Source organism: Duganella sp. FT27W, assembly GCF_009295655.1.
In the GTDB taxonomy this organism is placed as follows: Bacteria; Pseudomonadota; Gammaproteobacteria; order Burkholderiales; family Burkholderiaceae_D; genus Rugamonas; species Rugamonas zoogloeoides.
In genome coordinates, this window is the sequence record NZ_WHIV01000002.1 from 588727 (window position 1) to 608671 (window position 19945).

The following is a 19945-nucleotide window of genomic DNA, read 5'->3' on the forward strand; positions in this document are numbered from 1 at the left end:
AAGTTGATGGCATTACCCTTTTTGACATCGATGTCTTGCGCCGACCCGACCACGCATCCCAACAAACGGCGCGACATCAAGGAAACCGCGATGACCCGATACGACGACCGCAGCCCAGCCCTCCCTTCCACCGCAGCCCCTGCCCGCACCACCACGACGCGCTTGCGGCCCACGCGCAGCCTGCTGGCGCTGGAAACCCGGATCGTCTTCGACGGCGCCGCGCCCGCCGCCGCGCTGGCCGATCCGCATGACGCAGCAGCCGGCCTGATGCACAAGGCGATCGCCGGCCAAGCAGTCGAGGCGGCCCGCGCTCCTGCGCCCGCCCCCGCTGCCGTCGTCGCCCCTGCCGGCGAACGGGCGCCGCTGCCCGCTGTGGCGCCTGACCGCGCCGCCACCGAGCCGGTCGCGGGCGATGCTGCGCCCGTCACCACCATCGTATTCATCGACGCCTCGGTCGCCAATCCGTCCTCGCTGCTGGCCGGGCTCAAGCCCGGCACCGAAGTCGTCATGCTCGACAAGAACAGCGACGGCGTGCAGCAAATCGCCGATGCGCTGAAAGGCCGCCATGGCCTCGACAGCATCCAGATTATTTCGGAAGGCAACAGCGGCCGGGTCTTGCTCGGCTCAGCAACCTTGGCTGACAGCAATATTGACACGTATAAAACGGCGCTGGCCGAGTGGGGCAGCGCGCTGCGCACCGGCGGCGACATTTTGTTGTTTGGCTGCAACGTCGCTGACACCGCCACCGGCGAACATTTCGTCAACCGGCTCGCGGAACTGACCGGCGCCGATGTGGCAGCCTCCACCGACGCCACCGGCGCGGCGGCCCTCGGCGGCAACTGGGTCCTGGAAAAACACACGGGAGCGATCGAAGCCGACCGGGCCATCAGCGAACGTGCGATGGCAGACTACGACAGCTTGCTGTTGACCGGCAACGGCACGGCCGACGGCACCTATGATTTTGCCGGCACCCTCGGCCCGGCAGACGCGGTCGCCGCCGGCTACAAGTCGCTGTGGGACAAGCTGCTGGTCAGCAGCAACCTGATCGCGGGCCCCGGCACCAATGTGCGCGCCGGTACCAGCACGGCAGGCGGGACCGTCGTCGCCGACTTCAGGGCCGAGAACACGACGGTCATGAAGTCGTTCACATTCCAGGACTTTTCGATCAGCGGCTTCAACAGTACCGGAAATGGCCGAGCGTTCGACGAACTGCGCCTGGTCGTGAAAGATACCGCGGGCGGTACCTTGCTCGACGTGTCCATCCCTAACGGTACGACCTTGAACGTCAACAAGACGCCAACCACGCTCAGTTCGATATTTAACAACGGCAACGAGTGGTCGTTAGCCAATGCCTTCTCGGTCACCGTCACGGCCAGCCTGACGGTGTCCAGCAACATCGGCGGCTACACCGGCGGCAACTCGACAGCCATCATCTTCGAATCGATGAAGATGTCCAATATTGTCGGCACTAGCGCACCGGCCAACGTCGCGCCCGTCTTTGTGGGAACCAACACGGCGTTGCCTGCCACCCAGAACGGCACCGCCATCGACGTCAAGCCCGTGCTGCACGTGAGCGACAGCGACAGCGGCCAGACCCTGACCTGGTCCACCGCCAGCGGCGGCGCACCGTCGAACGGCACGCTGAACTTCAGCGGCGCGACTGGCGCCTCTGGCGGCGCCGACATCACCCCGGGCGGCACCATCACCTATACCCCGAACGCCGGTTACGCCGGCACCGACACGTTTACCATCCAGGTGAGCGACGGCACGTCCACCACCACCCGCGTCGTCACCGTCAATGTCGCGCCGGCCACTGCCGGCACGCCCGACCTGGCGGACGCTTCCGACACCGGCAGCAGCAACACCGACAACCGCACCAATGCCGGCAGCCTGACGTTCTCGGGTACCAGCGGCGCCGGCGACAGCACCAGCACCGTGCGGGTGTTCCTGGATACGAACAACAACGGCACTTACGACGCGGGCGAAGCCACCGCCACGGCCACTGTCAACAATGGCGCCTGGACCGTCTCGGGCGTCTCGACCAGCGGCCTGGTCGACGGCGCCTACAATGCGTATGCGATCATTACCTCGGCTACCGGCGCCGTTGCCGGCAGCCGCAGCGCGGGGCTGGCCGTCACCATCGACAAGACAGCGCCTGGCGCCCCCACCAACCCGATCATCATGGCGGCTGCGTCCGACAGCGGCAGCTCCAACTCCGACGGCCGCACCAACGTCACCAATCCGCTGATCCGCATCAGCCTGGCCGGCACTGGCGCCGTCGCCGGCGACTCGCTGGAGCTGCTGCTCGGCGGCAATTCCTTCGGCACGCCGGTGCTGGCCACGCTCAGCGCCACCAACATCAGCAACGGCTACATCGACATGACACTCGTCAGCGGCAGCCTGGGCGCCGACGGCACCAAGGTGCTGACCTCGCGCGTCACCGACATTGCCGGCAACGTGGGTACAGCCGGTCCGTCGTTCACCATCGTGCTCGACACCACCGCCCCGGCAGCACCGCCCGCCCCTACGCTTGATCCCGCCAGCGACAGCGGCAGCTCGAATTCGGACCGCATCACCAGCGTTACCACGCCGGTCATCAACGGCACGGCGGAGAGCGGCAGCACCGTCACCCTGTACGACAGCGACGGCACCACCGTGCTCGGTACGGCAGTGGCCACCGGCGGCGTGTGGAGCATCACCAGCAGCACGCTGGCCGATGGCGTGCACAACCTGACCGTCAAGGCGCAGGATGTCGCCGGCAATGTCAGCTCGGCGTCCAGCGCGTTGCAAATCACAGTTGCCACCGCCGGCGTGGCGCCGACCGGCCTGGCGCTGGCGGCCGCATCCGACAGCGGCGTCTCGAATACGGACCGCCTCACCAACGTCACCACGCCGACCATCACCGGCACCGCGCTGGCCGGCAGCATCGTCACCCTGTACGACACCGACGGCACCACCGTGCTCGGTACGGCCACGGCCACCGGCGGCACCTGGAGCATCACCACCACGGTCGCACTGGCCGAGGGGGTGCACAACCTGACCGCCAAGGCGGTGGATGTGGTGGGCAATACCAGCGGCGCTTCCAGCGTGCTGGCCATTACCATCGACACGACCGTACCGGGCACGCCGACCACCGTGCCGGTGCTGGCGCCGGGCTCCGACAGTGGCAGCTCGAACAGCGACCGCGTCACCAGCGTCACCAACCCGACCGTGCGCGTGAGCCTGACCGGCGCAAATGCCGTGGCCGGCGAGCAGGCTGAACTGCTGCTGGCTGGCAACGCGCTGGGCACACCCGCGCGCACCACGCTGAGCGCGCTCGACATCGCCAACGGCTATGTCGATATCACTGTCACCGCCGGCGACCTCGGTGTTGACGGCAGCAAGGTTCTTGCCGCCCGCATCATCGACGCGGCGGGCAACGTGGGCACCGCCAGCGGCACGCTGACCATCACCCTCGACACCACCGCACCGATCGCGCCGGCAGCACCCGTACTGGCGGCAGCGTCCGACAGCGGCGCTTCGAACAGCGATGGCATCACCCGCATCACCACCCCGGTTGTCGCCGGCACCGCCGAAGCCGGCAGCCTGGTCACCTTGTACGACACCGACGGCACCACCGTGCTGGGCACGGCCGTCGCCACCGGCGGCGTCTGGAGCATCACCAGCAGCACGCTGACCAACGGCGCCCACAGCTTGACGGTCAAGGCCACCGACACGGCTGGCAACACCAGCGCCGCATCGGGCGCGCTGACGATCACCATCGACGCCACCGCACCAAGCGCACCACCGGCACCGGTCATGGCCGCAGCATCCGACAGCGGCGCCTCGAACAGCGATGGCATCACCCGCATCACCACCCCGGTCTTCAGCGGCACCGCTGAAGCGGGCAGCCTGGTCACCTTGTACGACACCGACGGCACCACCGTGTTGGGTACGGCAGTAGCGACCGGCGGCGTCTGGAGCATCACCAGCAGCACGCTGGCGAACGGCGCCCACAGCCTGACCGTCAAGGCCACCGACACCGCCGGCAACACCAGCGCCGCCTCGAACGCGCTGGCGATCACCATCGACACCACCGCGCCAAGCGCACCGCCGGCACCGGTACTGGCGGCAGTATCCGACAGCGGCGCCTCGAACAGCGACGGCATCACCCGCATCACCACCCCGGTCATCACCGGCACCGCCGAAGCGGGCAGCACGATCCTGCTGTACGACACCAACGGCACCACCGTGCTTGGTAGCGCAGTGGCCACCGGCGGCGTGTGGAGCATCACCACCACCACGCTGACGGCTGGCGCCCATAGCCTGACCGTCAAGGCCATCGATGCCGCCGGCAACACCAGCGCCGCCTCGGGCGCGCTGGCGATCACCATCGACACCACGGCGCCGATCGCACCGGCCGCACCAGTACTGGCAGCAGCATCCGACAGTGGCGCATCCAATTCGGACGGCATCACCCGCATCACCACTCCGGTCGTCGCCGGCACCGCCGAAGCGGGCAGCCTGGTCACCTTGTACGACACCGACGGCACCACCGTGCTGGGCACGGCAGTGGCCACCGGCGGCGTCTGGAGCATCACCAGCAGCACGCTGACCAACGGTGCACACAGCCTGACCGTCAAATCGACCGACAACGCCGGCAACACCAGCGCCGCCTCGGGCGCGCTGACGATCACCATCGATACCACCGCGCCAAGCGCACCACCGGCACCGGTCATGGCCGCAGCGTCCGACAGCGGCGCCTCGAACAGCGATGGCATCACCCGCATTACCACCCCGGTCTTCAGCGGCACCGCTGAAGCAGGCAGCCTGGTTACCCTGTACGACACCGACGGCACCACCGTGCTGGGTACGGCAGTAGCGACCGGCGGTGTGTGGAGCATCACCAGCAGCACGCTGGCGCCTGGCGCCCACAGCCTGACCATCAAGGCCACCGATATCGCCGGCAACACCAGCGCCGCATCCGGCCCGCTGACGATCACCATCGACACCACGGCGCCGAGTGCACCACCGGCACCGGTACTGGCCCCGGTGTCCGACAGCGGCGCGTCCAACTCGGATGGCATCACCCGCATCACCACCCCGGTCATCACCGGCACCGCCGAAGCGGGCAGCACGGTCCTGCTGTACGACACCAACGGCACCACCGTGCTTGGTAGCGCAGTAGCGACCGGCGGCGTCTGGAGCATCACCACCACCACGCTGACGGCTGGCGCCCATAGCCTGACCGTCAAGGCCATCGATGCCGCCGGCAACACCAGCGCCGCCTCGGGCGCGCTGGCGATCACCATCGACACCACGGTGCCGATCGCACCGGCCGCACCCGTACTGGCGGCAGCGTCCGACAGCGGCGCATCCAATTCGGATGGCATCACCCGCATCACCACCCCGGTCGTCGCCGGCACCGCCGAAGCGGGCAGCCTGGTCACCCTGTACGATACCGACGGCACCACCGTGCTGGGCACGGCAGTCGCTACCGGCGGCGTCTGGAGCATCACCAGCAGCACGCTGACCAACGGCGCCCACAGCCTGACCGTCAAATCGACCGACACCGCCGGCAATACCAGCGCCGCCTCGGGTGCGCTGACGATCACCATCGACACCACCGCACCAAGTGCACCACCGGCACCGGTCATGGCCGCAGCATCCGACAGCGGCGCCTCGAACAGCGATGGCATTACCCGCATTACCACTCCGGTCTTCAGCGGAACCGCCGAAGCCGGCAGCCTGGTGACCTTGTACGACACCGACGGCACCACCGTGCTGGGCACGGCAGTGGCCACCGGCGGCGTGTGGAGCATCACCAGCAGCACGCTGGCGCCTGGTGCCCACAGCCTGACCATCAAGGCCACCGATATCGCCGGCAACACCAGCGCCGCATCCGGCCCGCTGACGATCACCATCGACACCACGGCGCCGAGTGCACCACCAGCACCGGTACTGGCCCCGGTGTCCGACAGCGGCGCGTCCAACTCGGATGGCATCACCCGCATCACCACCCCGGTCATCACCGGCACCGCCGAAGCGGGCAGCACGGTCCTGCTGTACGACACCAACGGCACCACCGTGCTTGGTAGCGCAGTAGCGACCGGCGGCGTCTGGAGCATCACCACCACCACGCTGACGGCCGGCGCCCATAGTCTGACCGTCAAGGCCATCGATGCCGCCGGCAACACCAGCGCCGCATCCGGCGCGCTGGCGATCACCATCGACACCACGGCGCCGATCGCACCGGCCGCACCAGTACTGGCAGCAGCGTCCGACAGCGGCGCCTCGAACAGCGATCGCGTCACCAACGTCACCACGCCGGTCTTTACCGGCACCGCCGAAGCAGGCAGCCTGGTGACCCTGTACGACACCGACGGCACCACCGTGCTGGGCACGACCGTGGCGACCGGCGGCGTCTGGAGCATCACCAGCAGCGCGCTGGGCCAGGGCGCGCACAGCCTGACCATCAAGGCCACCGACACCGCCGGCAACACCAGCGCGGCATCGGGCGCCGTGTCGATCACCATCGACACCACGGCGCCGGCAGCGCCAGCCGCCCCGGTGTTGGCGCGGGCATCCGACAGCGGCGCCTCGAACACCGATGGCGTCACCAGCGTCACCACGCCAACGGTCAGCGGTACGGCCGAAGCGGGCAGCCTGGTCACCCTGTACGATACCGACGGCACCACCGTGCTGGGTACGGCCGTCGCTACCGGCGGCGTGTGGAGCATCACCAGCAGCACGCTGTCCCAGGGTGCCCACAACCTGACCATCAAGGCCACCGATATCGCCGGCAACACCAGCGCCGCATCCGGCCCGCTGACGATCACCATCGACACCACGGCGCCGAGCGCACCACCGGCACCGGTACTGGCCGCAGCGTCCGACAGCGGCGCCTCGAACAGCGATGGCATCACCCGCATCACCGCGCCAGTCATCACCGGCACTGCCGAAGCGGGCAGCCTGGTCACCCTGTACGATACCGACGGCACAACCGTGCTGGGCACGTCCGTGGCGACCGGCGGCGTCTGGAGCATCACCAGCAGCACGCTGGCCGCCGGTGCCCACAGCCTGACCATCAAGGCCACCGATATCGCCGGCAACACCAGCGCGGCATCCGGCCCGCTGACGATCATCATCGACACCACCGCGCCAACCGCACCGGCCGTGCCGGTCCTGTCCGCAGCGTCCGACAGCGGCGCCTCGAACGCGGACGGCGTCACTCGCATCACCACGCCAACGGTCAGCGGCACCGCCGAAGCGGGCAGCACGGTCACCTTGTACGATACCGATGGCACCACCGTGCTGGGTACCACCGTCGCTACCGGTGGTGTGTGGAGCATCACCAGCAGCGCGCTGGGCCAGGGCGCGCACAGCTTGAGCGTCAAGGCCACCGACACCGCCGGCAACACCAGCGCGGCATCGGGCGCCGTGTCGATCACCATCGACACCACGGCGCCGGCAGCGCCGGCCGCCCCGGTATTGGCGCCTGCTTCCGATAGCGGTGCGTCGAATTCGGACGGCGTCACCAGCGTCACCACCCCGGTCATCACCGGCACCGCCGAAGCGGGCAGCCTGGTCACTCTGTATGACACCGACGGCACCACCGTGCTGGGCACGGCAGTAGCGACTGGCGGCGTCTGGAGTATCACCAGCAGCACGCTAGCCCAGGGTGCGCACAGCCTGACCATCAAGGCCACCGATATCGCCGGCAATACCAGCGCCGCATCCGGCCCGCTGACGATCACCATCGACACCACGGCGCCGACCGCGCCAAACGCGCCGGTCCTGTCCGCTGGAAGCGACAATGGCGTGTCCAATAGCGACAGCATCACCGGCATCAACCGCCCTACCGTCAACGGCCGCGCCGAAGCCGGCAGCACCGTCACCCTGTACGACACCGATGGCGTGACCGTGTTGGGCACCACCACCGCCGACGTCAACGGCGACTGGCGCATCACCAGCAGCCTGCTGGCCGACGGCGTCCACAGCCTGAGCGTCAAAGCCACCGATGCTTCCGGCAACACCAGCGGCGCCAGCGCGCCGCTGGCGGTCACCATCGACACCGCTGCACCAGCCGCGCCAGCAACGCCGGTACTGGCGCCCGCCAGCGACAGCGGCGCCTCGAACAGCGACAGCCTTACCAGCGTCACGCGTCCGACCATCACCGGCCGCGCCGAGGCGGGCAGCACCGTCACCTTGTACGATACCGACGGCGTCACCGTGCTGGGCACCGCAGTGGCCGCCACCGAGGGCAGCTGGAGCATCACCAGCAGCCTGCTGGCCGATGGCGTCCACAGCTTGACCGTCAAGGCCACCGACACGGCCGGCAACACCGGCTCGGCCAGCCCGGCCCTGAACGTCACCATCGACACCGCCATGCCAGTCACGCCGGCAGTACCGGTACTGGCGCCCACCAGCGACAGCGGCGCTTCCAGTAGCGACGGCATCACCAGCGTCACCACGCCGACCATCACCGGCCGCGCCCAGCCGGGCACCACCGTCACGCTGTTCGACACCGATGGTGTCAGCGTGCTCGGCAGCACCGTGGTCGGCGCTGGCGGCACCTGGAGCATCACCAGCCGCGTGCTGGCGGACGGCAACCACCAGCTGACCACCCGGACCACCAGCATCACCGGCATCGTCAGCAACGCCAGTGCAGCGCTGACCGTCAGCATCGACACCGCCGCACCGGCAGCGCCTGCCACGCCAGTGCTGACCCCGGCCAGCGACAGCGGCGCCTCGAACGCCGACAGCATCACCAGCGTCACCCGCCCGACCATCACCGGCCGCGCCGAAGCAGGCAGTACCGTGACGCTGTACGACACCGACGGCATCACCGTGCTGGGCACGGCGGTCGCCGGCGCCAACGGCAACTGGAGCATCACCAGCAGCACGCTGGCCGATGGCGTGCACAGCTTGAGCGTCAAAGCCAGCGATGCCGCCGGCAACACCAGCGGCGCCAGCGCGCCACTGGCGATCACCATCGACACCGTTGCACCGGCCACCCCAGCGACGCCAGTACTGGCCCCTGCCAGCGACAGCGGCGCCTCGAACAGCGATGGCGTCACCAGCGTCACCCGTCCGACCATCACCGGCCGCGCCGAAGCGGGCAGCACCGTCACCTTGTACGACACCGACGGCGTTACCGTGCTGGGCACGACCGTGGTGGGCGCCAACGGCAACTGGAGCATCACCAGCAGCCTGCTGGCCGATGGCGTCCACAGCCTGACCATCAAGGCTACCGACACGGCCGGCAACACCAGCGCCGCCAGCCCGGCCCTGGCCATCACCATCGACACGGCCGTACCAGGCACGCCAGCCGTGCCGGTACTGGCGCCGGCCAGCGACAACGGCGCGTCCAACAGCGACGGCATCACCAGCGTCACCACGCCGACCATCACCGGCCGCGCCCAGCCAGGCACCACCGTCACGCTGTACGACACCGATGGTGTCAGCGTGCTCGGCAGCACCGTGGTGGGCGCCGGCGGCACCTGGAGCATCACCAGCCGCGCGCTGACCGACGGCAATCATCAGCTGACTACCCGCACCACGAGCACCACCGGCATCGTCAGCAACGCCAGCGCCGCGCTGACCGTCACCATCGACACCGCTGCGCCGGCCACGCCAGCGACGCCGGTACTGGCCCCGGCCAGCGACAGCGGCGCCTCGAACAGCGATGGCATCACCAACGTGGCGCGTCCGACCATTACCGGCCGCGGCGAACCGGGCGCCACTGCCATCCTGTACGACACCGATGGCGTGACCGTGCTGGGCCGCGCCACCGTGGACGCCAGCGGCGCCTGGAGCATCACCAGCAGCCTGCTGGCCGACGGTACCCATCGCCTCACGACCCGGGTCGTTGACGCCGCCGGCAACGCCAGCGCGGCCTCGCCTGCCCTCACCGTGGTCGTCGATGCCACCGCGCCTGCCGCCGCCGGCACCCCGCGCCTGGATGATGGCAATAGCACCACCACGCTGGTCACCACGCCGCAACTGTCCGGCGTTGCCGAACCAAACAGCACCGTCGTGGTATCGAGCGACGGCGTGGAAGCAGTCCGGGTCGTGGCCGATGCCAACGGCAACTGGACCGTGACCTTGCAACTGTCGCTGGGCGCGCACAGCATTACCGCCCGCGCCATCGATGCTGCCGGCAACGTCGGCGCCACCTCGGCACCGCTGGCGCTCACCGTGCTGGCGCCAACGCCACCGGTGGCCACGACAGTGCAGGTCGTCACACCGGTGGTTCCGGCGGCGACGACGGCGCCGCAAACGACCGCACCAAATACGCCACCGATCCGCGACGCAGCAGCGGGCATCACCGGCACTTCGCCCATTTCCGCTGCGGTCAACCAGGTGTCGACAACGCAATTGACCAGCACCAGCACCAGCCTCACCGACAGCACTGCGGCCACCACCAGCACCACCGCACCGGTCACGGGCACCGCCCCGGTAGCGGCACCTGCCACGGTGACGGCTCCGGTTGCTGCTCCGGCGCCGGCCCCGGCCACGACCGCCGCCGCCCCGGTGGTCGCAGCAACGCCGGCCGCCGCCGCGCAACTGGCCAGCGGCGCGGCATTGGTACTGAACCGCGACATCGGCCTGGTAACGGTGGCGGTCGAGGCGCAGCAAGGCCTGACGTACGCCATCCCGCGCGACACCTTTGTCAGCGCCAACGGCGTGCCGCCGACCCTGACCGCCACTCTGGCCGACGGCTCGCCGTTGCCGGCCTGGGTCCGCTTCGATGCGGTCACAGGCACCTTCAGCGGCGTTCCACCACGCGGCGTCACGGTGTCGCTCGACATCGTGGTCACCGCCAGCGATGGCGCGGGCAATACGGCCAAGGCAGAGTTCTCGCTCAAGGGCGATAGCGTGGTCAAGGACTTCAAGCCGCCGCAAGCGGCGCTGCACGGCAAGCACCTGCTGCAAGCGCTGGGCCTGCACCGCGCGGCAGCGGCTGTCGATGACGGTGGCGCTGCCGCCAATACCGGTGCGACCGGCGACGATGGCGAAGGCAGCGAAGGCGGCAACGCCGTCCTGGCCGATGCCAATGTCGACGCCGAAGCCGCCACCACCCAGGCCGGCGCCCTGAGTACCCAATTGTCGCGCGAAGCACAGCGCTTCCTGCAGGAAGCCAACGCCACGCTGCGCCACCTGACCCGTCTGTAAAACTGATGCGCAACCATAACAACATGAACCAGCTTAACCACCAAGGAGCTTCACCGATGACCATCGCCACCACCGCTGCCAACGCGCCCGGCGCCACCGGAGCCGCACGCTCCACCACCTTGCGCCGCCTGCCGATGGCGCTGATGCTCGCTGCCGCGCTGAGCGCGTGCAACATCATGCCGGAACCGATTGGCGCCGCCGAGCGCAACGCCCGCGCCAAGGACGACGTGGAAACCCTGTTCAAGGACGTGGAACCGGTCACCGGCGAAATCACGCTGCACGAGGCCTTTGCCCGCGCGCTCAAGTACAACTACGACTACCGCCTGCGCTCGATGGAGCAAAGCATGGCTTCCGACCAGCTCGATCTGGCCAAGTACGACATGCTGCCGCGCCTGACACTGGCGGCAGGCTACAGCTCGCGCAGCAATGACGCCGGCTCGCGTTCGGTCGATCTCGGCAGCGGCGTGGAAAGTAACCTGTTCTCGGGCGCCCAGGAACGCACCCGCAACACCCAGAACGCGGTACTGGCCTGGAACGTACTGGACTTCGGCGTCAGTTACGTGCGCGCCCAGCAGCAGGCCGTGTCGGTGATGATCTCGGAAGAGCGCAAGCGCAAGGTCGTGCAGAACATTTCGCAGGACGTGCGCCAGGCCTTCTGGCGCGCCTATGTGGCGCAGCAGACCCTGCCGCGCATGGACGACCTGCTCAACCGCGTCAAGGAAGCGATGCTGCGCAGCGAGCGCATGGAAACCGAACGCATGCTGCCGCCGCTGCAAGCGCTGGCCTACCAGCGCGCCCTGCTCGACATGCACCAGCAGATCGTGGCGCGCCGCCAGGAACTGATCCTGGCCAAGTCGGAACTGAACGCGCTGATCAACCTGCGCCCAGGCAGCAACATCGTGCTGTCGGCCGGCCAGGAAGAAGAAGCGACCGCCAAACTGCAACCGTTCGACGACCTCAATGCGCTCGACCAGGCAGCACTGAACAACCGTCCGGAACTGCGCGAGGAAGACTACCGCAAGAAAATCTCGGTACTCGAAGGCCGCAAGGCACTGATGGCCTTCCTGCCGGGCCTGGAACTGAACGTGTCGAGCAACCGCGACAGCAACAAATTCCTGCTCAACAACACCTGGGGCGAAGCCGGCAGCAGCGTGTCGCTGAACCTGATGCGCGCCTTCGCCTACCCGGCCGCCAAGCGCGCCCAGGAAGCGCAACAGAAAGTGGACGATACCCGTCGCATCGCCCTGACCATGGCCGTCATGACGCAGGTCCGTATCGCTGCCCAGCGCTTCCAGGAAGCCCGCACCGACTACGCAGTCAGCAGCCAGACCGCCCAGGTCGATGCCCGCATCGAACAGCACACGCTGTCGGCCACCAAGGCCAGCACCGAGTCCAGCATGGAACTGCTGCGCACCGAGGTGCGAGCCGCCCTGTCCGAGATGCAGCGCTACGTGGCGCTGGCCAACCTGCAAATCGCCTATGCACGGGTCGCCAACTCGGTCGGCGCCGACCTGCTGCCGGCCCAGCCGCAAAGCGAAAGCGTGGCGGTGTTTACCAAGCAGCTGGCGCAAGCCGATGCCGACTGGCGCAAGACCAACTTCCACACCGCCGACGTGGCCGCGCCGCCACCGCCGGTAGCGATCGGCACCATCAGCTCGCCGGCCGGTAGCGGCCTCGACCTGGGCGCCCTGCTGCACCAGGAATTGAACGCCAACGGCGCCCTGGTCAGCCTGGCCGGCGCCAATATTCCAGTGGTATCTGCCACCGCCACCGTGGGCCAGCCCAACGGCGGCCTGCGCACGGTCGAACTGACCTGGCTGGTACAGCGCGATGGGGTTACACTAGGCACCTTCAGCTACCGTTCGGCGATACCGGACAGCGTGAGCTCGGCTTGGCCGGTGTTCGGCAAGGCAGCGGCAGAATCGGCCGCCACCAAGATCACCAGCCTGCTGCGCAGCGAAGCAAAACCTCCACTGCAGGCGAAAAACTGATGATGTCGTTGCACCGTTCTTTGGTAACACTGTTCTTGTCTACCCTGGGTGCCAGCGCGCTGGCTGCGGCGCCAGCCGTGCCGGCTGTTCCGGCGGCGGCCAAGCCGGCCGCGGCGCCGGCAGCTGCGCCGGCAGCCGCCAAGACCATCCGCGTGCTGGTGGCGGCCGACCAGGAAAGCGTGCTGGCCTCGCAGATGGCCGGCCGCATCGACCTGGTCAACGTCAAGCTGGGCAGCACGATTACCGCCGGCCAGGTCCTGCTGAAATTTAACTGCGACGAGCAGGATGCGCACCTGAAAATGGCCAATGCCGAGTTCTACAGTGCCCAGCAGACCTACGAATCGAAGGTCAAGCTGCAAGCGATGCAATCGGTGGCCGAGATCGACGTCCAGCAAAGCGCCGCGCTGGCGCAAAAGGCCAAGGCCCAGATCCAGCTGTACCAGGCGCAACTGCGCCAGTGCACCATCGTCGCGCCGTTCGCCGGCCGCGTCACCCGCTTGCTGGCCAAGCAGTATGCCAGCGTCAACATCGGCCAGCCGCTGATCGAGATCGTCAACGACCGCAAGCTCAAGGTGCAGCTGAACGTGCCGTCGCTGTGGCTGTCGTGGCTCAAGGTCGGCCAGCCGTTCTCGCTGAAGATCGATGAAACCGGCAATGCCTACAACGCCAAGGTGCAGCGCATCAACGGCCGCGTGGATGCTGTCAGCCAGTCGATCGAAATCGAGGGCGAGGTCACCGGCAATACCGCCAACCTGCTGCCGGGCATGAGCGGCGTCGCCAGCTTCCCGGCGGCCGCCCGCTAATCGCCAACTTCGTCGCTTCACCAGGAAACACCTTGTCCGATTCACCGATCAATCTCCAAAGTATTGGCGCCCTGCTCCAGATCGAGCAGGACGTGCGCACCGCCACCAGCGAGGGCGCGGTGGAATTCATCGCAGTCAACGACACCTGGCGCATCCTGCCATTCCGCCAGGCCGTGCTGTGGCGGCCGGACCCGGCCGGCCAGCCGGCGCTGCGGCTGGTGTCCGGCCTGGCCGATCCGCCGGCCGACTCGCCCTATCGCCAGTGGATGAACCAGGCCCTGCGCCAGCTGGCGCCCAGGCTCGACGGCGGCCACGCACTGCACGTGTCGCGCGACATGCTCGACGCTGCGCTGCACGCGGGCTGGGATGAGTGGATGGGGCAAAGTGTTCTGATGGTGGCGCTGCCCACACCGGCCGGCGGCACCGTGGGCGGCTTGTGGATGGTGCTGGAGACTGTGGCCGACGAGGCGCAAACCGCGCTAGCCGAGCGGCTGGCGGTGGTGTACGGCCAGGCGCTGTGGGCTTGGCGCGAACGGCCGTCGAGCTGGCGCGGCGCCTTGTCGCGCGTGAAGGCGAAGCCGAAGCGCCTGCTGCTGGCGGCGCTGATCGTGGCCTGCATCCCGATGCGGCTGACGGTACTGGCGCCCGCCGAGATCATCGGCAAGGACGCCAAACTGATCGCCGCGCCGCAAGATGGCGTGGTCGCGCGCTTCTTTGTCACGCCGAACCAGGTGGTGGCCGCCGGCGCGCCGCTGTTTGCACTGGAGGACACCGGTGCGCGCAACCGCAACGAAGTGGCGGCCAAGTCCGAGGCGGTGGCTGCCGCCGAATACCTGCGCGCCACGCAAAAGTCGTTCAACGACGGCGCCAGCAAGGCCGACCTGTCGGCGCTGAACGCAAAGCTCGAAGAAAAGGCCGCTGAGGCCCAGTATGTGAAGGACATGCTGGAACGCATCCAGGTGCGCGCCCCCGAGGCCGGCATTGCCGTGTTCTCGGACCAGAACGACTGGCTCGGTAAACCGGTGCAAACCGGCGAGCGCATCATCCTGCTGGCCGATCCGGCCAAGGTGCAGATCGCCATCCGCCTGCCGGTGGACGACGCGCTGAGCCTCGAACCTGGCGCGGACGTCAAGCTGTACCTGAACGTGGCGCCGCTGGGCACGGTGGCCGGCGTACTGACCCAGTCCAGCTACGAGCCGACCGTGGGCAGCGAAGGCGTGGTGGCGTACAGCCTGAAGGCCGACCTGGCGCCGGGCGAAGCCGTCCAGCGTATCGGCCTCAAGGGCACAGCCAAGCTCTACGGCGGCTGGGCGCCGCTGATCTACCACGTGCTGCGCAAGCCGCTGGCGGTAGCGCGGCGAACGCTCGGGATATAAAAAAAGGCTGCCGGTCTGGCAGCCTTTTTTTCAGCTTGACGAACGAATTGCGAAACTTACGTGCAAAACTTACGCGTCGAGCACGATGCGCAGCATGCGACGCAACGGTTCGGCCGCGCCCCACAGCAGCTGGTCGCCCACGGTAAACGCCGACAGGTAGTCCGGACCCATGCTCATCTTGCGCAGGCGGCCGACGGGTATCGTCAGGCTGCCGGTCACAGCCGCTGGCGACAGGTCCTTGACCGACGCTTCACGCGTGTTCGGCACAACCTTGGCCCACTGGTTGGCGGACGCGATGATGTCGGTGATCTCGTCGAGCGGCACGTCCTTTTTCAGCTTGATGGTCAGCGCCTGCGAGTGGCAACGCATGGCGCCGATGCGCACGCACAGGCCATCGACCGGGATCGCAGTCGAACCGAAGTCCGCGCCCAGGCCCAGGATCTTGTTGGTCTCGGCGCCGGCTTTCCACTCTTCCTTCGACTGGCCGTTGCCCAGGTCCTTGTCGATCCACGGGATCAGGTTGCCGGCCAGCGGCGCGCCGAACTGCTTGATCTCGTCAGCCGACAAGCCGTGCTGGGTGGCCAGCACCTGGCGGTCGATTTCCAGGATAGCCGAGGCCGGATCGTCGAGCAGCGGCTTGACCGCGCCGTTGATGGTGCCGAACTGGGTGAGCAGCTCGCGCATGTGCTGGGCGCCGCCGCCCGAGGCGGCCTGGTACGTCATCGACGTCATCCAGTCCACCAGGCCGTGCTGGAACAGGCCGCCCAGGCCGATCAGCATGCACGACACGGTGCAATTGCCGCCGATGTAGTTTTTCACGCCCTTGCCAAGCGCGTCCTTGATCACGTGCATATTGACCGGATCGAGCACGATCACCGCGTCTTTTTCCATGCGCAGGGTCGATGCCGCATCGATCCAGTAGCCGTTCCAGCCGGCTGCGCGCAGTTTCGGGAACACGTCGCTGGTGTAGTCGCCGCCCTGGCACGAGATGATGATCTCGCACTTTTTCAGTTCGTCGATATCGGTGGCGCTTTTCAGCTTGGTTTCATTTTTCGCCATCGCCGGAGCGTTGCCGCCCGGGTTCGACGTCGTGAAAAATACCGGCTCGATATGGGCGAAATCGCCCTCTTCCTGCATGCGTTGCATCAGGACCGAACCCACCATACCGCGCCAACCTACGAGACCTACGAGTTTCATTTGCTCTTCCTTGTCTATTAATTTTTTAAGCCAACGCTTTGACGACCGCGTTGCCCATCTCTTCCGTGCCGACCTTGGTCGTACCGGGTTCGAAGATGTCGGCGGTGCGCAGGCCCTGCGCCAGCACCGACTTGACGGCGGTCTCGATGCGGTCGGCCTGCTCGTTCTTGTTGAACGTGTAGCGCAACATCATCGCCGCCGACAGGATGGTCGCCAGCGGATTGGCGATGCCCTTGCCGGCGATGTCCGGCGCCGAGCCGTGCGACGGTTCGTACAGGCCCTTGTTGTTGGCGTCGAGCGAGGCCGATGGCAGCATGCCGATCGAACCGGTCAGCATCGCTGCGCAGTCGCTCAGGATGTCGCCGAACATGTTGCCGGTGACGATGACGTCGAATTTCTTCGGCGCGCGCACCAGTTGCATGGCGGCGTTATCGACATACATGTGGTCGAGCGCGACGTCCGGGTATTCCTTGTGGACGTCGGTGACGATGTCTTTCCAGAACTGGAAGGTTTCCAGCACATTGGCCTTGTCCACGCTGGTTAAGCGCTTGTCACGCTTTTGCGCAGCCTGGAACGCCACGTGGGCGATGCGGCGGATTTCGCCTTCGGCGTAGCGCATGGTGTCGAAACCTTCGCGCTGGCCCTTGAACGGACCGTCCGGGCATTCGCGCACGCCGCGCGGCTGACCGAAATAAATGTCGCCGGTCAGTTCGCGCACGATCAGGATATCGAGGCCCGAGACCACTTCAGGTTTCAGGGTGGAGGCGCCGGCCAGTTCCGGGTACAGGATGGCGGGACGCAGGTTGCCGAACAGGCCCAGCTGCTTGCGCAGGCCGAGAATGGCTTGCTCGGGGCGCAGTGCGCGCTCGAGCGTGTCGTACTTGTAGTCGCCGACCGCGCCGAACAGCACGGCGTCGGCCGCTTTGGCCAGCGCCAGCGTGCCATCGGGCAGCGGGTGGCCGTGGGCCGCGTAGCCGGCGCCGCCGACCGGAGCGGTTTCGAGCTCGAACGATTCCCCGAGCACGTTGAGGACTTTGACGGCCTGGGCGATGATTTCCGGGCCGATGCCGTCGCCCGGGAGGATTGCGATTTTCATGATCTGATCTTGATTAAATGACGTTGGCCAACCAGGGTTGGGTTGCCAGATGGCGCTCTTCGAAGCCGCGGATAACGTCGGCGTGACGCAGGGTCAGGCCGATATCGTCGAGCCCGTTCATCAGGCAGTACTTGCGGAAGGCGTCGATCTCGAAGGGATAGGAGACGCTGCCGTTGCTGGTGGAAATGCGTTGCTGTTCAAGGTCCACCACCAGGCGGTAACCGGGGAAGGCCTTGACTTCATTGAACAGATGATCGATCTGCGCTTCGGGTAATACGATCGGCAGCAAGCCGCTCTTGTAGCAGTTGTTGAAGAAGATGTCGGCAAACGACGAGGCGATGATCGCGCGGAAGCCATACTGGTCCAGCGCCCACGGCGCGTGCTCGCGCGACGAGCCGCAACCGAAGTTTTTGCGGGTCAGCAAAATCGACGCGCCCTGGTAACGCTGTTCGTTCAGCACGAAGTCGGGATTCAGCGGACGGTTGCTGTTGTCCATGCCCGGCTCGCCGTGGTCGAGATAACGCCATTCGTCGAACAGGTTGGGGCCGAAGCCGGTGCGGTGGATCGACTTCAAAAACTGCTTGGGGATGATGGCGTCGGTATCGACGTTGGCGCGGTCCAGCGGCGCGACCAGGCCCTCATAAATGGTAAATTTTTCCATGATCTCGTTCGGTAATATGCGGCTGATTGGCTTATTTTTTGGTCGAAGCGCCTTCGAGCGACTCGCCAACCTTTTTGACGTCCTTGCCGAAACCGTTGACGGTGTTGCAGCCGGTGAGGACCAGGGCCATGGCAATGGCGGACAGCGCGAATAATTTTTTCATGTTGGGCTCCAGGCAGGTCAGCGCAGTGCGCGTACGTCAACGAAGTGGCCGGCAATGCCAGCAGCAGCGGCCATCGCCGGCGACACCAGGTGGGTGCGCCCGCCCTGGCCCTGGCGGCCTTCGAAGTTGCGGTTCGAGGTGGAAGCGCAGCGTTCGCCCGGCTCCAGGCGGTCGGCGTTCATCGCCAGGCACATCGAGCAGCCCGGTTCGCGCCACTCGAAACCGGCATCCTTGAAGATGCGGTCCAAGCCTTCGCGCTCGGCTTGCTCTTTCACCAGTCCGGAGCCCGGCACGACCATCGCCAGCTTGACGTTGGACGCCCGCTGCTTGCCGCGCACCACGTGGGCGGCGGCGCGCAAGTCTTCGATGCGCGAGTTGGTGCACGAACCGATAAACACCTTGTCGATGCGGATGTCCTCGATCGCCGTGTTGGGCTTGAGGTTCATGTACACCAGCGCTTTTTCCATGGCGTCGCGCTTGACGCTGTCTTTTTCCTGGTCGGGATCGGGCACGCGGCCGTCGATCGCCACCACCATCTCGGGCGAGGTGCCCCAGGTGACCTGCGGTTTGATCTGGGCGGCGTCCAAAGTGACCACCAGGTCGAATTTCGCGCCGGGGTCCGAGTGCAAGGTGCGCCAGTAGGCCACGGCCAGGTCCCAGTGCGGACCGGCCGGCGAGAACGGCCGGCCTTTGACGTAATCGATGGTGGTGTCGTCCACGCCGATGATGCCGGCGCGCGCGCCCGCTTCGATCGCCATGTTACAGACGGTCATGCGGCCTTCCATCGACAGCGACCGGATGGTGGAGCCGCCGAACTCGATACAGTAACCGGTGCCGCCGGCCGTGCCGATCTTGCCGATGATGGCCAGCACGATGTCCTTGGCGGTGACGCCGGCCGGCAGCGCGCCGTCCACCTGCACCAGCATGGCTTTCGATTTCTTTTGCAGCAGGGTTTGCGTGGCCAGCACGTGCTCGACTTCGGACGTGCCGATGCCGTGCGCCAGCGCGCCGAACGCGCCGTGAGTGGACGTGTGCGAGTCGCCGCAGACGACCGTCATGCCCGGCAGGGTGGCACCCTGCTCCGGTCCGATCACGTGGACGATGCCCTGGCGCTTGTCGTTCATGTTGAAGTACGTGAGGCCGAAGGCCTTGGCGTTCTTGTCCAGCGTTTCCACTTGCAGGCGCGAGACCGGATCGGCGATGCCATCCACGCGCGCGGTAGTCGGCACGTTGTGGTCGGCCACGGCCAGGTTGGCCGAGACGCGCCATGGTGCGCGGCCGGCTTCGCGCAGGCCGTCGAAGGCTTGCGGGCTGGTCACTTCGTGCACGAGGTGGCGGTCGATGTAGAGAATCGTGGTGCCGTCTTCTTCGGCCTTGACCACGTGCGAGTCCCAGAGTTTGTCGTAAAGCGTCTTCATCATGATGTGTGCTGCTACAGCCTGTGTGAGTGATGCTGTTTGATTATGCCATAGTGTGCAAATGGAAAGCAGCCGCCGGAGGC

9 protein-coding genes are annotated in these 19945 nt (G+C 67.0%); 4 read left to right on the forward strand and 5 right to left on the reverse strand.

What is annotated here, in order from left to right; all coding sequences use genetic code 11:
• The first annotated feature begins 90 nt into the window (after nt 1-90).
• The 4 genes from F8197_RS08815 to F8197_RS08835 are packed head-to-tail and all read left to right on the forward strand — an operon-like array spanning nt 91 to nt 15327.
• Complete coding sequence (locus tag F8197_RS08815; RefSeq protein ID WP_193333378.1) at nt 91-11157, forward strand: Ig-like domain-containing protein; 11067 nt, start codon at nt 91-93, stop codon at nt 11155-11157.
• Nucleotides 11158-11213: 56 nt separating this feature from the next.
• A complete protein-coding gene (locus F8197_RS08820) occupies nt 11214-13148 on the forward strand; it encodes a TolC family protein (protein WP_193333379.1) in 1935 nt (644 codons plus the stop codon).
• 35 nt (nt 13149-13183) lie between these two features.
• Nucleotides 13184-13951 carry an efflux RND transporter periplasmic adaptor subunit gene (locus tag F8197_RS08830; protein WP_193333380.1) on the forward strand — a complete coding sequence of 256 codons (768 nt, stop codon included), beginning with the start codon at nt 13184-13186 and terminating at the stop codon, nt 13949-13951.
• A gap of 32 nt (nt 13952-13983) precedes the next feature.
• Nucleotides 13984-15327, forward strand: coding sequence for an HlyD family efflux transporter periplasmic adaptor subunit (locus F8197_RS08835; protein ID WP_152881568.1), 1344 nt, complete (start codon nt 13984-13986; stop codon nt 15325-15327).
• A gap of 69 nt (nt 15328-15396) precedes the next feature.
• Here the strand turns inward: F8197_RS08835 and asd are convergent, their stop codons facing one another.
• The 5 genes from asd to leuC are packed head-to-tail and all read right to left on the reverse strand — an operon-like array spanning nt 15397 to nt 19865.
• Nucleotides 15397-16524, reverse strand: a complete 1128-nt coding sequence (gene asd / locus F8197_RS08840; protein ID WP_152881569.1) for an aspartate-semialdehyde dehydrogenase — start codon at nt 16522-16524, stop codon at nt 15397-15399.
• 25 nt (nt 16525-16549) lie between these two features.
• Nucleotides 16550-17620 carry a 3-isopropylmalate dehydrogenase gene (gene leuB, locus F8197_RS08845; protein ID WP_152881570.1) on the reverse strand — a complete coding sequence of 357 codons (1071 nt, stop codon included), beginning with the start codon at nt 17618-17620 and terminating at the stop codon, nt 16550-16552.
• A gap of 13 nt (nt 17621-17633) precedes the next feature.
• Nucleotides 17634-18281, reverse strand: a complete 648-nt coding sequence (leuD, locus tag F8197_RS08850; RefSeq protein ID WP_152881571.1) for a 3-isopropylmalate dehydratase small subunit — start codon at nt 18279-18281, stop codon at nt 17634-17636.
• A gap of 31 nt (nt 18282-18312) precedes the next feature.
• Nucleotides 18313-18444 carry an entericidin A/B family lipoprotein gene (locus F8197_RS08855; RefSeq protein ID WP_019922671.1) on the reverse strand — a complete coding sequence of 44 codons (132 nt, stop codon included), beginning with the start codon at nt 18442-18444 and terminating at the stop codon, nt 18313-18315.
• 17 nt (nt 18445-18461) lie between these two features.
• A complete protein-coding gene (gene leuC, locus F8197_RS08860; RefSeq protein ID WP_152881572.1) occupies nt 18462-19865 on the reverse strand; it encodes a 3-isopropylmalate dehydratase large subunit in 1404 nt (467 codons plus the stop codon).
• Nucleotides 19866-19945 lie beyond the last annotated feature (80 nt).

What these genes read in the sequence shown, in the direction of transcription:
- leuD (WP_152881571.1), bottom strand. Translation starts at nt 18,281, where the DNA reads ATGGAAAAATTTACCATTTATGAGGGCCTGGTCGCGCCGCTGGACCGC.
- F8197_RS08855 (WP_019922671.1), bottom strand. Translation starts at nt 18,444, where the DNA reads ATGAAAAAATTATTCGCGCTGTCCGCCATTGCCATGGCCCTGGTCCTC.
- leuC (WP_152881572.1), bottom strand. Translation starts at nt 19,865, where the DNA reads ATGATGAAGACGCTTTACGACAAACTCTGGGACTCGCACGTGGTCAAG.
- asd (WP_152881569.1), bottom strand. Translation starts at nt 16,524, where the DNA reads ATGAAACTCGTAGGTCTCGTAGGTTGGCGCGGTATGGTGGGTTCGGTC.
- F8197_RS08815 (WP_193333378.1), top strand. Translation starts at nt 91, where the DNA reads ATGACCCGATACGACGACCGCAGCCCAGCCCTCCCTTCCACCGCAGCC.
- leuB (WP_152881570.1), bottom strand. Translation starts at nt 17,620, where the DNA reads ATGAAAATCGCAATCCTCCCGGGCGACGGCATCGGCCCGGAAATCATC.
- F8197_RS08820 (WP_193333379.1), top strand. Translation starts at nt 11,214, where the DNA reads ATGACCATCGCCACCACCGCTGCCAACGCGCCCGGCGCCACCGGAGCC.